The following is a 14,176-nucleotide window of genomic DNA, read 5'->3' on the forward strand; positions in this document are numbered from 1 at the left end:
TTGGATGCAATGAAAACTTCCGCGAAGTGCAGACGAATTTAAACTACAGGCAAATCATCCGGCAGGTGATTGATGCCAAAACAGTCCGATCGGTATCGTTTCCGGCATCGCGGAATTTATTGATTATTCCGCTCGTCGCCATGAATGAAGTGCTTGGAGTCCTTGCCGTGTTGAAATGCGATAACGAAAACGTCCATTATGATGAGTCACAAATTCAACTGGCCCAATCGATCGTCGATACAACCGCGCCGACTTTTTCCCATTTGCTTTATATGGACCAGCTGGAGCACATGGTGGAAAAGCGCACAAGCGAGCTTGCGGCGGCGAATGAAAAAGTGACCAGCGTTATTGAAAGCATCACCGATGGGTTTTTCGCATTGAACAAAGAATGGGAATTCATCTATATCAACAAGCATCAGCAATTGCCGGAAAACAAAAAGGCGAAAGATGTGATGGGCAAGAATGTTTGGGACGTAATCCATCCGGATTCGGCGTCCGTCATGTACAAGGAACTCCACCGCGCTATGTTTGAACGCATCCCCGTGCAATTTGAAATGCCGTCGCTTACGGAAGAATCCTGGTACGAAGTGGTCGCATATCCATTTGATGAAGGCATTTGCTGCTTGTTTAAAGATGTGGCCGAGAAAAAGAAATACGAAAAAGAATTGAGAAGGCTGTCCAAATTGGATTTGATCGGCCAAATGGCGGCCGGAATCAGCCATGAAATCCGAAACCCGATGACGACAGTGCGGGGATTCCTGCAGTTGTTGAAACAGGAAGAAGAACTGAACCAGCATTTCGGCTATTTTGATTTGATGATTGAAGAACTCGACCGAGCCAACTCCATCATCACGGAATTTTTGTCCATGGGAAATACAAGGACTTCAGATTTGCAGATGATGGATTTGAATGCATTGATTTGCGAAATTGCGCCACTCATCAAAATCGATACGTTCAATCAAAACAAACTGATAGAGTTCGATACGCAGGAAATTCCGGAATTGCTGCTGAACCGCAATGAAATTCGGCAGCTGGTTATCAATTTATGCCGGAACGGCTTGGAAGCGATGAGTGAAGGGGAAGTGCTGACTATCAGCACTTATCAAAACCTGGACGGCTGTGTCGTTTTGGCGATTCAAGATGAAGGCGAAGGCATATTGCCGGAAGTGCTGGAGAAAGTAGGGACACCGTTCTATACCACCAAAGACAATGGAACGGGCCTTGGCCTTGGCATCAGCTATGCCATTGCAGCCCGGCACAACGCGACAATTGATATTGAAACGGGACCTGAAGGCACAACGTTCTTTACGACGTTCTGCTATAAAGACAAAGTAGATCATCATAAGTAAAAGCGAAAAAGGAGAAATTTTGGCAGCCCAAAATTTCTCCTTTTTCTATGGGTTTATTTGAAAAACGGAACTTTTTTAAGTGCAATCACTGCCGGAATCGCGACAAGCAAGCCAACAACGTTTTGCACAATATTGCCGGGAATCGAAGCGGCCGGCACGATGAAGCTATTGAAGATGATGGCTTCGCCGACGTAATAAATGGCAATCATGACCGGGATCGATACGATGGCTGCAAGGATATTGAAGGCTTTATTGTTTCCAGCCCGTCCTGCTGACCAGGCAATTCTTCCGACAAGGTAGCCCTGCAATCCACGGGCGATGATGGAAATGGGAGCCCAAAGAGTCCAGCCGGAAATCAAATCAAACAAACCCATTCCGACAGCACCGGCAATAGCGCCTTTTTTTGGTCCGAATAACATCGAAATGATAAAGAGCATCGCTGTGCCAAGATGCACCAATCCGCCATTGGCGGTAATCGGCAATTTGATATTGAGCAAAAGCGTCGCGACAAACACAAGGGCGATGGCCATCGCCGTCAGGATCAAATCAAACGTTTTGGCACGGGAGTATGATGGAGCAGCAGTTGTTTTTTGCATATTCGTAACCATCCTTATCGTCAGTATTTTTTGATAAGGTTAACATTAGCAAACCTGTGGCCTACTTAAAAGTATCAATATGCGAAAAAACTTAGGGGTCAGTTTCGTTGATGAAAGTTATACCGAAGGCAAATTTGTGTGGCAGTCATCATAAAGTTGGACAAAGAGCGATGGTGTGCAGGGCAATTAGCGAAAGCAATTTAGCCTCTAATGCTTTAAAGTGAAAGATAAGAAACAAATGGAAAGGAGTGGCCAATTTGTCTTTCCTGTCGTATTGGCGAAAAGAAAAGTTTTGGATGACACCAGCCATCTACAGCATTTTTGCAGTTTTGTTATCCATCGGCTTTTTCTATGTTGATTTATTGCTCGTAGAACGGTTTAGGGATTTTATCCCTTCCATCCTCCTTACAAAAGTGGACTTGGCAAAAACAATTATGGGAGCTTTATCTGGTGCTTTACTGACAATGAGCACATTTACGTTTTCAACTATTTTAGTGGTCTTAACCATGTATTCTTCTCAGTTCTCCCCGCGTGCATTAAAGAATTTTGTTCATGACCCGGTGACTTGGCGGGTGCTAGGTGTATTTTTAGGCGGATTTATTTACAATACTTTATCTTTATTGTTCATGCGGGAGCATCTGTATACTCATGATGTCATTTCTACGTTTGTCGGAATCGTCATCGCTTTTTCCTGTTTGGCGACGTTTGCCTATTTTATACATTATATTGCTACTACTGTACAAGTGGGGAAACTGGTGGACGAATTGATCCACGATACAGAAAAGGTGATCAGCCGCATCAGAAAATTAGAAGAGAAACAGTTGGAAACAGCAAATTCTGTAACTTGGATTCCGGTTGGTGTAAAACAGGAAATTAAAGCGGATAAGGATGGCTATCTGCAACTCATTGAATTAGAAAAAATAAGGAATTATGCAGAAGAACATGAGCTGCAAATTGATATAGAAGTGTCGGTTGGGGACTTTGTTTATGAAGGAATGCCGATCATGCAAGTATATGCCAGAAAAAATTTAGATTTCTCCTTAAAAAGCTTTTATGCAATCGGAAACGAGAGAATTTCAGAGCAAGACATGCCTTACGCTCTGCAAAAATTGGTAGAAATCGCACTTCGGGCAATTTCTCCTGGAATCAACGATCCGAATACAGCTAATGATATTTTGCTTCGAATTGGAAGCTTGCTTGGCAAAATCGGCACTGTTCAGACAGGGGTTTTCATTTTGGCTGACAAAGACGGGAACCCACAGATCAAATATAGCTTTCCATCTTATTATTCCATTTTGTATAATGTTTATTTCCAGTTATCCCATTATGGCAGAGAAGATATTTCCGTCCTTTATTCAATGACGGATTCGCTGAGGATTGCAGCAAATACTGCACCCGCATACCATCATGAAACCATCTGGAATATGCAGCTGTATGTCCTCGAAGTGCTGGAAGGTCAACGGTTGAAATCGTATGATCAACGTTCTCTTCAGGAAAAAATAGATTTTGTGGCAAAAGCGACCGGCCAGAAACCCATCAGATTAGAAAGTATAGAAAAGCAGCGGTGATTATTCCAGCCATGAAAGCTTGAATAAAATAAAAAAACCAACTCTCGGAAAATTCAGGGTTGGTTTTTTGCTGGATTCGTCAGCGTCTCATCTTATTCTTTGCTGCGGATGAGCAAATAGATAAAGATAGCGGTAAACTTTAACGCCGTGCTCCTTATAATTCTCCCCCAATAAAGCCATGCATAATGGCTTATTTAGAAAGAATGTATCGTAGTTGCTTAATTGAAAGTAAATGCAATCGATTATTGCATTAATTTAGGGAGAAAAATTTTCTCTAGCAGGACACCTGCGACAATGCCGGCTGCATAACGGAATAAATCAACTATTAAAAAACCGTGTCCCAATACCAAAGAGCCGGGCACTGTGCTGCGAAGTACGTTGATCCAATCCGCTTGATACAACTGGCTAAGTTCTATGCCAAAGCTGAAAAGAACAGCGCATCCAATAGCGGAATAGAGCGGCTTTTCAACGAGCAGAAAGCGGAAGCCGAAATAAACCATCATCGCCCATAAGGCATCCCCGGCATGCAGAGATACAAACGAAGGGAGAACTTCAGCAAAGCGCCTGGAAGCCAAACCGAGAGCGATGCACAGAATAAACGCAACAAAAAAAGATATTCGTAAATAAAAACCTTGTCGGCGCAAGGGATTTAAAAAGCGCCTGTTTTCTCTATTCATAGGCATTCTCCATTCTTCAATAAACTTAACGGCTTCAAATAAAGAAAGTTCTGCCTAGTATAAGAAAGGAATGAATTAAAATCCAAATGCAGTCTCAGGACATATAGCCTATTTTTTAAAAGAATAGGTGAATTTAAACCGGAAAAACTCTGAAAAATTCTAAAAAGCCGGACACCTAAATCTGAAATTCAAAATAAGTATTTCGATACACTAAACAAGTGAACAAACAAATAAATCGGCCTATTCCAAATAGACTGAATTATTAATACAATTTACCAGCACGCTATATTTTTAGGGGGGATTGTATGTTAAAAGTATTATCAACATCCGCTTTGGCTCTTGCGTTAGTCGGAAGTACGGTATTTGCAGGGGCTGGTGCCAATGACGCTTCAGCTGTACCAAGCAGCAAACACGAGTTGTCTTTGGCTGAACATGTCGGGGCTTCACCAGAGCTCACGGAAAAAGCCAAAAAACTGGGAATTGACATTTCCAAAAAAGACCCCGCCCAAAAAGCGGATCAAGCCGGAACAAAATTCCAAGCACCGGGCGACAATCATGTTGCCTATAATACGACCGAAGGGGATGTGCCGGTCCTTGTAGTGCTGGCGAAATACAAAGAAGGCGACGAGCCGGTCGGCGATATGCCCGGGCAAGTGCCCGCCCATTATTATGAAGATTTGATTTTTGGCAGTGAATACAATCCATACGAACTGCCGCAGTTTGCGAAGTATGCCGAGTACAACGGGATCAAAGCGCCAACTGACAGCACGATGCAAAATGTTTACAACGAATCATCGAACGGCAAAGTGAATTTGGTCCGGAAAGAAAACACGGACTTCCTGTGGGTGGAGCTGCCAAAAGGGGCTTCGTATTACCTGGACCAAAAAGGAACGTACGCTGAAGACGGCAAATACGTTCTCGGCAATGTCAACGGCGATGCGCATACGGGGGAATTTATCCGCGATTTACTGAAAGCGGCCGATGGGCAAGTCGATTTCTCCCAATATGCAGTAGACGGTGAAGTGCCGAATATTTTCGTGGTCCATGAAGGCACAGGAGCAGAATTCAGTTCGGACCCCGCACAATTCTGGTCCCATAAATGGAGTTTGCTGAGCGCGCTGTACTACGGGAAATATTATGAAACAGGCAAACCGGCAGATGTCTATGAAGGAAAAGACCAAGCCCAGTGGATCAACGAAACCGTCGCGGAAGACATGACATACGACGGCGTTGTTGTTGATAACTACAACATCCAGCCAGGCATCGGCGGCAATGTATCGGGCTATGACGCAGCAACCGGCACTTACTCGGATGCAGCAAAAACGGGTCCTTTCCCTGCGCAGCCAGGCGTTTACGCACATGAATTCGGACATGCACTCGGTTTGCCGGATTTCTACGACACAGTTTATTCGTCTGAAGGGGTAGGGAACTACTCAATGATGGCTGGCGGATCATGGATGCGCTACCCGGATAACGCAGCATATTCCGGAAACGCACCGACGCATTTCGATCCGTTCTCCAAAATCTTCTTGGGCTGGGCCGACCCGATCGAAGTGAAACCGGAAAGCGGCGTCCAGCAAATCACGTTGCCGGCGATCAACAAAGCGGCGGCTGGCAATGGCATCGTGAAAATGGAAGTGCCGGGATCAAATGGCACCGAGTATTTCTTGTTTGAAAACGTCCAGCAGGACGGGTTCAATAAAGGCTTAGGCCGCCAAGGGAAAGATGCTCACGGGCTGCTGGCCTGGCATGTCGATGAAAACATCATCAACTTGTACCAGACAGCCGGTTTCCGTCCAAATAATGTGGAGAACTGGATGAACAAACGCTATCAATACAACCAGTTCGAGATGGCGTCTGACGGCACAAAAGTGACGCATTACGGGCTTTCCGTGCTTCAGGCGGACGGCAAATACGAATTGGAGAAAAACGCGAACCGCGGAAATGCCGGCGACTTCTTTAAAACCGGCAGCAAAATTACACCTGTTACAAGCAATGTCCATAGCGGTTCTTATTATTTCTGGAAAGGCAATAGCGCAACACCAGCCGACTCTGGAATTCACGTGACCGACATTGCAGAAAACAAAGATGGTTCAATTTCAGCTAAGTTCTTCTACAACAGCGATTCAAGTAAAAAATAAAGTCAAAAGCAAACTGCCAGTCCCTAGGACCGGCAGTTTTTTCTTTGGCTTTTCTGCAAATACTGGCAATTCATTCGGGCTATTGGTAACTTGAAACTAAGGAGTGTGAAAAAGATGCCACTTGAAATTGTACGCAACGATATTACGAATATGCAGACGGATGCGATTGTCAATGCCGCGAATTCATCGCTTCAAATGGGCGGTGGGGTTTGCGGAGCGATTTTCCGCGCGGCGGGAGCCAAAGAATTGCAGACGGCCTGTGACCGAATTGGCCATTGCCCGACTGGAGGAGCCGTCGAGACGCCGGCTTTTCGTTTGCAGGCCGATTACATCATCCATGCGGTTGGTCCGATTTGGCGGGGCGGGAAAGAAAGGGAAGAAGAATTGCTGCGGTCCTGCTATCAAAAATCGCTGGAACTCGCGGCTTCGCTCGGATGCGAATCGATTGCGTTTCCGCTGATTTCTGCCGGCATTTACGGGTACCCGAAAGACCAGGCACTGCAGGCCGCCATTTCGGAAATCCATCATTTTTTGCTGGACCATGAAATGCTCGTGTATCTTGTGGTCTTTGACAAGCAATCGTTTGGCATCAGCGAAAAATTGTATCGATCCGTCAAGCAATTTGTCGATGAAAATTACATCGATGAACAGGAAATCCGCTATCCCCGGAACCGCAAAATGGTGGAGCAGGACATTATGGCCGATGCGGCGTTTGGACAATTAGAGCAGTCCATCTCACAGGGCGGGCTGGAAGAAGCGTTAAAGCGGATGAATGAACCGTTTTCTGTGCGTTTGCTGCGGTTTATCGACGAAAAAAACATGAGCGATGTGGACACATATAAAAAAGCGAATATCGACCGCAAACTGTTCTCGAAAATCCGCAATTCCAAGAATTATACGCCGATGAAAAAAACAGTCATCGCCTTTGCAATCGCCTTGCAGCTCGATTTGGATGAAACCGAAGAATTGTTGGATTCAGCAGGCTATACCCTGACCCGCAGCAATAAATTCGATGTTATCATCGAATATTTTATTGAACAGGAAAATTACCGCATCCATGAAATCAATGAAGCCTTGTTCGCTTTCGACCAGCCGCTCCTCGGTGCTTAAAGTGTCGCTTTTCAAGCGACCCTCCGGACAAGGAAAAAGCATATCCTTTAGTTGTAGCACAAAATTAAAGGAGGAGTTTTAAATGACGAAGAACGACAGTACAGAATTGGTATTTATTCTCGACAAGAGCGGATCAATGGGTGGATTGGAAAGCGACACGATCGGCGGATTCAACGCGTTGCTCAACAAACAGAGAAAAGAACCGGGCGAAGTGAAAGTCACCACGGTGCTGTTTAACCACAACTACGAACTTCTTCACGACCGGTTGCCGATCCATGGCATTTCGCCGTTGACGGAAAAGGACTATGAAGTCGGCGGCACCACGGCGCTGCTTGACGCCATTGGTTCAACGATCAACAAAATCGGCAATGTGCAAAAACGGACAAGCGAAGACCAGCGGGCGGGAAAAGTGCTTTTTGTCGTCACGACGGACGGTTTGGAAAATGCCAGCTGTGAATATACCCATAAAAAGATCCAGTCGATGATCAATATGCAAAAAGAAGCGTACGGCTGGGAATTCATTTTTATCGGGGCGAACATTGATGCAGTCAAAACTGCAAAAGAGTTCGGCATCGCGGAAGAATTTGCGGTCAATTACCATGCCGATGAAGAAGGGACAGAACTGAACTACCGAGTGATGAGCGAAACCATCAGTTCGTTTCGGCAAGGGAAGAAATTGGACCGTTCCTGGAAAAAAGACATTGAAGCAGATTTTAAATCCCGCAAATGAACGCGCCTGGGTTTAATGCATATGTATAATTTATAAGCGAGAAAGGAGTTGTCCCAAAAGTAATTTGCGACAACTCCTTTGCGACGAAGCTAGCGCAGCGATGAAGGAGCAATAGTACTCCCCAACGCTTTATTAGAAGCAGGGGGCTGTCCAATAAGTCTGTTATTCGACTTATTGGACAGCCCCTTTTTTCCGTAGTTGCATTCTTCCGCATAGCCTATTCAGAAGTTTCTCCGGCAAAATTTCAATTTGGGAAAGTGGATTCGTCATTCTTTTTTGCACATGTTCATCCAACACCGGGTATACCTTTATATAGAAGAAAAAGAAAAGAGGCGAGAAAAGTGAAAAAGCAAATCTTGTTTATTCACAGTGCCGGTCCGCAAGGCGAGACGCAGGGCAGCGGTAGGTTGATTCGTTATTTGGAGAAGGAGCTGGACGGAGATTTTGAATTGCGCCATCCGGCAATGCCTGCACCGGAACATCCTGTGTATGAAAACTGGAAACGGCAAATAAAAGAAGGCTTTACGGATTTTAGAGAGGACTCTATTTTAATCGGCCATTCATTGGGCGGATCGGCGCTGCTGAAACTTTTGTCGGAAGAAAAAATGGAGCCTCGCATTTCGGCACTCCTATTAATTGCTTCCCCGGTATGGGGGATGAACACCGATTGGGGCAAAGAAGATTTCCAATTGGCTTCCGGCTTTTCATCAAAGCTGCCGGAAAGCCTGGATATATCCCTTTTTTATAGTGCCCATGACGATGTGGTGCCATTTGAACATGGTGCCAAATATGCCGAACTGCTGCCGTCAGCGCGCCTCAGACAAATCCCCGGCAATAGCCATTTGTTTGAAAACGGCTTGCCGGAATTAGTGGAAGAAATCAAGCGCATTAAGCTGAAATGAAAGACAGATTTGCAAAAATGAAAAAAGGGTATAGGAGCGTATAAAATTTTCGGCTTTTGCCACGGACAGTTGAATGATTCAGCTTCAATTGAAGTTCACTACACTACCAAACAGAAAGAGTGGGATATGCATGGAAAAAAGAAAACTTGGCCAGCAAGGGCTGGAAGTTTCCGCAATCGGCTTAGGGTGCATGGGCATGTCGGAATTTTACAGCGGACGGGACGATCAGGAGTCTTTCAAAACCATCCATCATGCCATTGACCAAGGCATTACACTGTTGGATACGGCAGATATGTATGGTGTCGGGGCCAATGAGGAATTGGTGGGGCGCGCTATCAGAGGCAAGCGGGAGCAAGTGATTGTTGCGACCAAATTCGGCAATGTCCGAGGAGAAGACGGCTCTTTCCAAGGCATCAACGGGCATCCCGACTATGTGAAAAAAGCGTGTGATGCCAGCCTCATCCGCTTGGGCCTTGATACCATCGATTTGTATTACCAGCACCGGGTTGACCCGAACGTGCCGATTGAAGAGACCATCGGTGCGATGAGCGATTTGGTCCAACAGGGAAAAGTCCGGTATCTCGGCATGTCGGAAGCGGCTCCCGCAACGATCCGGAAAGCGGCCGCGGTGCATCCGATCAGTGCACTGCAAACCGAATACTCGCTGTGGAGCCGGGATGTGGAAGATGAAATTTTGCCGCTCTGCCGGGAACTCGGCATCGGCTTTGTGCCGTACAGCCCGCTTGGAAGAGGATTCTTAACGGGCCAGATCAAAACCTTCGAAGACTTGGCAGAAGACGATTACCGCCGATTTTCACCCCGTTTCCAAGGAGCGAACTTCCAAAAAAACTTGGATCTGGTCACGAAAATCGAAGAAATGGCAAGTGACAAAGGATGCCGGCCGGCTCAGCTCGCCCTTGCCTGGTTGCTCGCTCAAGGAGAAGATATCGTCCCGATTCCAGGGACCAAGCGCATCAAATACCTGGATGAAAACATCGGTGCGCTGAAAGTGGAATTAACAGAACAGGACTTGGCGCACATCAACCAATTGGCGCCTAAAGGTGCAGCAGCCGGCGACCGGTATCCCGATATGAGAAGCGTTAATTTATGATGGAAATTCTATAAAAACACTGAAAGCCTCTTTCCTGTTAGGGAAGAGGCTTTCGGTAACTAATCGGGGCAGCATTTATTTTCCGGGTTGCGGGAGCACGTCTATTTCTGCTGCAAATTCCATAATGGCATCGATATAGAGCTTGGGTTTAAAAGCATGAATCACGTGGTTGGCGTGGATTTTCCGGTATTTCATATCGGGCACCAACTCTTTTATCCGGCCGGCATCTCGGTCATCCATCGCGCCGATCAAGCCGTGTTCCGGATAGCGCTGCCAATCCGCATGGAGCACCAGAAGCGGGCATTGCACCCGTTTTAGCGCTTCGGCATGGTCGATGCCTTCGTAAAAACGCCCATCCACAAATGCCCGTGCAAAATCCGGATCGAACATCGACAGCGATTTCAACAAGAGGCGCAGGGTGGAAGGGAAACCCGTTTCAATGGGCTGGCCGGGATGTACTTTTTCAAACTTGCGGATTTTTTTGGACAAGTAGCGGACAACTTGCGGGGGCATCCGTTTTGTCCGTGTTTCCGACACCGGCATCTCCATGCCGTTAAAATAATTCGCCAAATCCCGGCTCGAAGGATTCCCAATATTTTCGACCAGTTTTGTTAAGCCGTTATAGACAAATCGGTCTTCTTCTTTAAAGCGGGGCATTTCAACAGAAAATACCGGTGTGTCTTCGAGTACGACGGCAGACACGAGATGAGGCAGATTGGCTGCGCACCATAAAGCGATAATGCCGCCGGAAGAATTGCCGGCAATCATTGCAGGCCGTTTGACAACCCCTGTCAAAAAAGCTTCCATGTCCTCTCCAATAATGCGCCAGGAATATCGCCCAGGCGTCCAACTGGATTTCCCATGCCCCCTGATGTCCAAGGCGAAAACTTGGAAATCGTTCGACAGCGGAACCAATACTTTCTGGTAGCTTTCCCACATGCCCATCTGTGCCGGAATCAGCACCAAAGGCGGCCCGTTGTCTGGTCCGACCACGTAATTGAACTTGATTTCCCCGGTGTCGAATTGGAATTCCTGAAATCCGGCTTTTTTCAATTTGGAAGATTTGATGGTCCCGGATAAGTGCTCATATGGATTGGAGTACATAAAGCCCCTTCTTTCTCGGTTTCAGTTGTAATCATTATACTCAATTGGCAGATAACTTAGGGCAGATTTTAAAAAAGTCCTTATGAAATGGGAAAACCCAAAATGGGAAGGCGTTTTCCAAGAACCTTTTGGGGTAAGCAGTAATTAGGGACAAAATTGGAAATGAAAAAGGAAAGAGGCGAAGCAAGTGGCTGAAGAACAAATGAAAGCATTCGGATTTTATAAAAAAGGAGATATAACGAAAGCACCTCTATTTGAAATGGTTCATCTGGACAGGCCTGTACCAAAAGGACGAAATTTGCTGGTCGAAGTGCGCGCCATTTCGGTCAACCCGACGGACCTGCGGACTCGCGACGCCAAAAAAGACGACGACAAATCGTTGACGATCGTCGGGCGGGACGTCGCGGGTGTGGTAGTAGAAACCGGAGATGAGTGTTCGTTGTTCAAAGCCGGCGATGAAGTGTTCTATGCTGGAACAAGTGCGGCGCCCGGCGGCCACAGTGAATTCCATTTGGTCGATGAACGCCTTGTCGGCAAAAAACCGAAAAGCGTAGATTTTTCCGAAGCGGCTGCCTTGCCGTTGACGAGTGTGACCGTGTTTGAAGCGCTATTTGACCGTTTGAACATTTCAAGAAACGCCGCAGACAATGCCGGGAAGTCGATTTTGATCATTGGCGCAGCAGGCGGCGTCGGTTCAGTCGCCACCCAAATCGCTAAATTAGTGGGGCTGACGGTCATCGGGACAGCATCACGGCCGGAAACCGTCGAATGGGCACAAGCCCATGGCGCTGATCATATAATTAACCACCGCGAATCGCTTCCGGACCAAGTAAAAGGGCTGGGTATGGAAGGAGTCCATTATATTTTCTGTCTGACCAATATCGATGACCACATGGAGGCAATGGGGGAAATCATTTTGCCGCAAGGAAAAATATGCTCAATTCTTCCCGCTCAAAAACCGATCAACATGGCCTTTTTCTCAAAAAGCGTCACGTTTGCCTATGAGCTGATGTACACCCGCTCCGTTTTCCAGACAGAAGATATGATTCAGCAGCACCATTACCTTAATGACTTGGCCGATTGGGTGGACGCGGGCAAGGTCCGATCCACGCTGAACGAACAGTATCAGCCCATCTCTATTGAAAATCTGAAGAAAGCGTATGAACAGTTATTGACAGGCCGGACCATCGGGAAAATTGTGCTGGAAGGGCCTTTTGAATAAGCGAATGAAGGTAGAAGAAATCCATCGTTAATTCATATGAGAAATGAGGGGAAGCAATGTTTGAAAACACGGCAGGAAGTTATGTAATCGAAGGATTGAAAGAATGGGGCGTAGGCCACATTTACGGGATGCCCGGAGATTCCATCAACGAATTTATGGAAGAATTGCGAAAAGAGGATGCCATTCGTTATATCCAAGTGCGGCATGAAGAAACCGGTGCGCTGGCAGCTGCCGCTTATTCGAAACTGACCGGCCAAATCGGCGTCTGCATGTCGATTGCCGGACCGGGTGCAGTCCACCTTCAAAATGGCTTATACGATGCCCAAAAAGACAAAACGCCGGTACTGGCGATTGTCGGACAAGTGAGCAGTTCCACGCTGGGCACAGATACGTTCCAGGAGCTGAAATTGGAATCGATGTTTGAAGATGTGGCGGTCTACAATCGGCAAGTGCATGCAGCGGAACAATTGCCGGATATGCTGAATCAGGCCATCCGCACTGCGTATGCCGAAAAAGGGCCGGCCGTGTTGATTGTCTCGGATGATTTATTTGCCGAGAAGATTAAACGTGACATGCCGTTTACTTCCAGCGCTTACTCGGTTCCGAAAATACGCGCAGCTGAAGAAGATCTTCAGTCAGCCTTGGAATTGATCCAGTCGGCGAAAAAACCGGTCATACTGGCCGGGAAAGGCGCTAGAGGGGCTGGCGCAGAACTCGCGGCATTTGCCGAGAAAATCAAAGCACCGATCATTCTGTCGCTTCCTGCCAAAGGCATTGTTCCGGACTCCCATCCTTATAACTTGGGCCAGCTTGGGCAACTCGGCACTAAGCCATCTGAAGATGCGATGAAAGAAACCGATCTTGTGATTCTTGCCGGGACGGCATTCCCGTACCGTTCGTATTTGCCGGACAAAGCGCCGGCCATTCAAATCGACATTGAACCGAAAGTGATCGGCAAATATTATCCCGCTACAGTGGGCATAGTGGGAGAGCTTGCTCCAACTTTATCCTGGTTCACCGAAAGAGCGAATGAAAAAGAAGAGGATTTCTTAACAAAGTATGCCCAAAAACGGGAAGCGTGGCATGCAGATCTGCAGAAAGACATGGACAAAGAAACGGATAAGCTGCAGCCGCAGCATGTGCTGGCCGAAGTGCAGCACATAATGGACGGAAATGCGGTTATTTCGCTTGATGTGGGAAGTGTGACCATCTGGACGGCCAAGTATTTGCAGCTTTCCGGCCAGTCGCTTGTCGTATCAGCTTGGCTTGCGACAATGGGCTGTGCACTGCCCGGTGCGATTGCGGCGAAATTGGCTTACCCCGGCCGCCAAGTGATTGGGCTGATCGGCGACGGCGGCTTCTCGATCGGCATGCAGGATTTTGTTACAGCCGTCAAATATAAGCTGCCGATGACGCTGGTCGTCTTCAATAACCAAAAAATCCAGCTCATTGAAGATGAACAGGAACAAAAAGGCAACCCAGCCGATAATGTAGAACTTGCCAACATCGATTTTGCCGCTTTTGCCAAAGCCTGCGGCGGAATCGGCTATACCGCAAGGAACCGCACAGAATTAAAGACGGCTCTGGCTAGTGCGAAAGCGAGCGGAAAGCCGGTCGTCATTGACGCTTATGTAGAAGACATCTCGGCGATATAAGAACCGTCGGA

11 protein-coding genes and 1 pseudogene are annotated in these 14,176 nt (G+C 46.9%); 9 read left to right on the top strand and 3 right to left on the bottom strand.

Annotated features, from left to right (window positions below):
• Window positions 1-107: 107 nt before the first annotated feature.
• Window positions 108-1,349, top strand: a pseudogene (locus BLQ32_RS20210) (ATP-binding protein); the annotation flags it as partial.
• A gap of 53 nt (window positions 1,350-1,402) precedes the next feature.
• Here BLQ32_RS20210 and BLQ32_RS11070 read toward each other — a convergent pair.
• Window positions 1,403-1,945, bottom strand: a complete 543-nt coding sequence (locus BLQ32_RS11070) for an ECF transporter S component (RefSeq protein WP_036803550.1) — start codon at window positions 1,943-1,945, stop codon at window positions 1,403-1,405.
• 296 nt (window positions 1,946-2,241) lie between these two features.
• On the opposite strand from BLQ32_RS11070, the gene BLQ32_RS11075 reads away from it, so the two are divergent.
• Window positions 2,242-3,513, top strand: coding sequence for a DUF2254 domain-containing protein (locus tag BLQ32_RS11075; protein ID WP_074510436.1), 1,272 nt, complete (start codon window positions 2,242-2,244; stop codon window positions 3,511-3,513).
• Between the two features lie 242 nt (window positions 3,514-3,755).
• Here the strand turns inward: BLQ32_RS11075 and BLQ32_RS11080 are convergent, their stop codons facing one another.
• Window positions 3,756-4,190, bottom strand: a complete 435-nt coding sequence (locus BLQ32_RS11080) for a ribosomal maturation YjgA family protein (protein WP_074510356.1) — start codon at window positions 4,188-4,190, stop codon at window positions 3,756-3,758.
• A gap of 305 nt (window positions 4,191-4,495) precedes the next feature.
• On the opposite strand from BLQ32_RS11080, the gene BLQ32_RS11085 reads away from it, so the two are divergent.
• The 5 genes from BLQ32_RS11085 (at window position 4,496) to BLQ32_RS11105 (ending at window position 10,184) form a co-directional block, all read left to right on the top strand.
• The gene (locus BLQ32_RS11085; protein ID WP_074510357.1) at window positions 4,496-6,331 is read left to right on the top strand and encodes a M6 family metalloprotease domain-containing protein; all 1,836 of its coding nucleotides are present in this window, start codon (window positions 4,496-4,498) and stop codon (window positions 6,329-6,331) included.
• A 114-nt stretch (window positions 6,332-6,445) separates the two neighbouring features.
• Window positions 6,446-7,441 (top strand): macro domain-containing protein, encoded by a 996-nt coding sequence (locus tag BLQ32_RS11090; RefSeq protein ID WP_074510358.1) that lies wholly within the window; start codon window positions 6,446-6,448, stop codon window positions 7,439-7,441.
• Between the two features lie 82 nt (window positions 7,442-7,523).
• Window positions 7,524-8,171 carry a vWA domain-containing protein gene (locus BLQ32_RS11095; RefSeq protein WP_074510359.1) on the top strand — a complete coding sequence of 216 codons (648 nt, stop codon included), beginning with the start codon at window positions 7,524-7,526 and terminating at the stop codon, window positions 8,169-8,171.
• A gap of 341 nt (window positions 8,172-8,512) precedes the next feature.
• Window positions 8,513-9,073, top strand: a complete 561-nt coding sequence (locus BLQ32_RS11100; protein WP_036803652.1) for an alpha/beta hydrolase — start codon at window positions 8,513-8,515, stop codon at window positions 9,071-9,073.
• Window positions 9,074-9,203: 130 nt separating this feature from the next.
• Entirely contained in the window at window positions 9,204-10,184 is a 981-nt protein-coding gene (locus tag BLQ32_RS11105) for an aldo/keto reductase (protein ID WP_036803619.1), read from the top strand.
• A 75-nt stretch (window positions 10,185-10,259) separates the two neighbouring features.
• On the opposite strand, the gene BLQ32_RS11110 is transcribed toward BLQ32_RS11105, so the two are convergent.
• Window positions 10,260-11,288, bottom strand: a complete 1,029-nt coding sequence (locus BLQ32_RS11110; protein WP_074510360.1) for an alpha/beta fold hydrolase — start codon at window positions 11,286-11,288, stop codon at window positions 10,260-10,262.
• Window positions 11,289-11,490: 202 nt separating this feature from the next.
• Here BLQ32_RS11110 and BLQ32_RS11115 point away from each other — a divergent pair, with 202 nt between their 5' ends.
• Together BLQ32_RS11115 and BLQ32_RS11120 are read left to right on the top strand one after the other, a co-directional pair.
• Window positions 11,491-12,510 carry a zinc-binding alcohol dehydrogenase family protein gene (locus BLQ32_RS11115; protein ID WP_074510437.1) on the top strand — a complete coding sequence of 340 codons (1,020 nt, stop codon included), beginning with the start codon at window positions 11,491-11,493 and terminating at the stop codon, window positions 12,508-12,510.
• A 56-nt stretch (window positions 12,511-12,566) separates the two neighbouring features.
• On the top strand, window positions 12,567-14,165 hold the full coding sequence (locus tag BLQ32_RS11120; protein WP_074510361.1) for a pyruvate oxidase: 1,599 nt from the start codon (window positions 12,567-12,569) through the stop codon (window positions 14,163-14,165).
• The last annotated feature ends 11 nt before the right edge of the window (window positions 14,166-14,176 follow it).

The sequence above is a fragment of the Planococcus glaciei genome (genome assembly GCF_900099655.1).
GTDB classification, from domain to species: Bacteria; Bacillota; Bacilli; order Bacillales_A; family Planococcaceae; genus Planococcus; species Planococcus glaciei.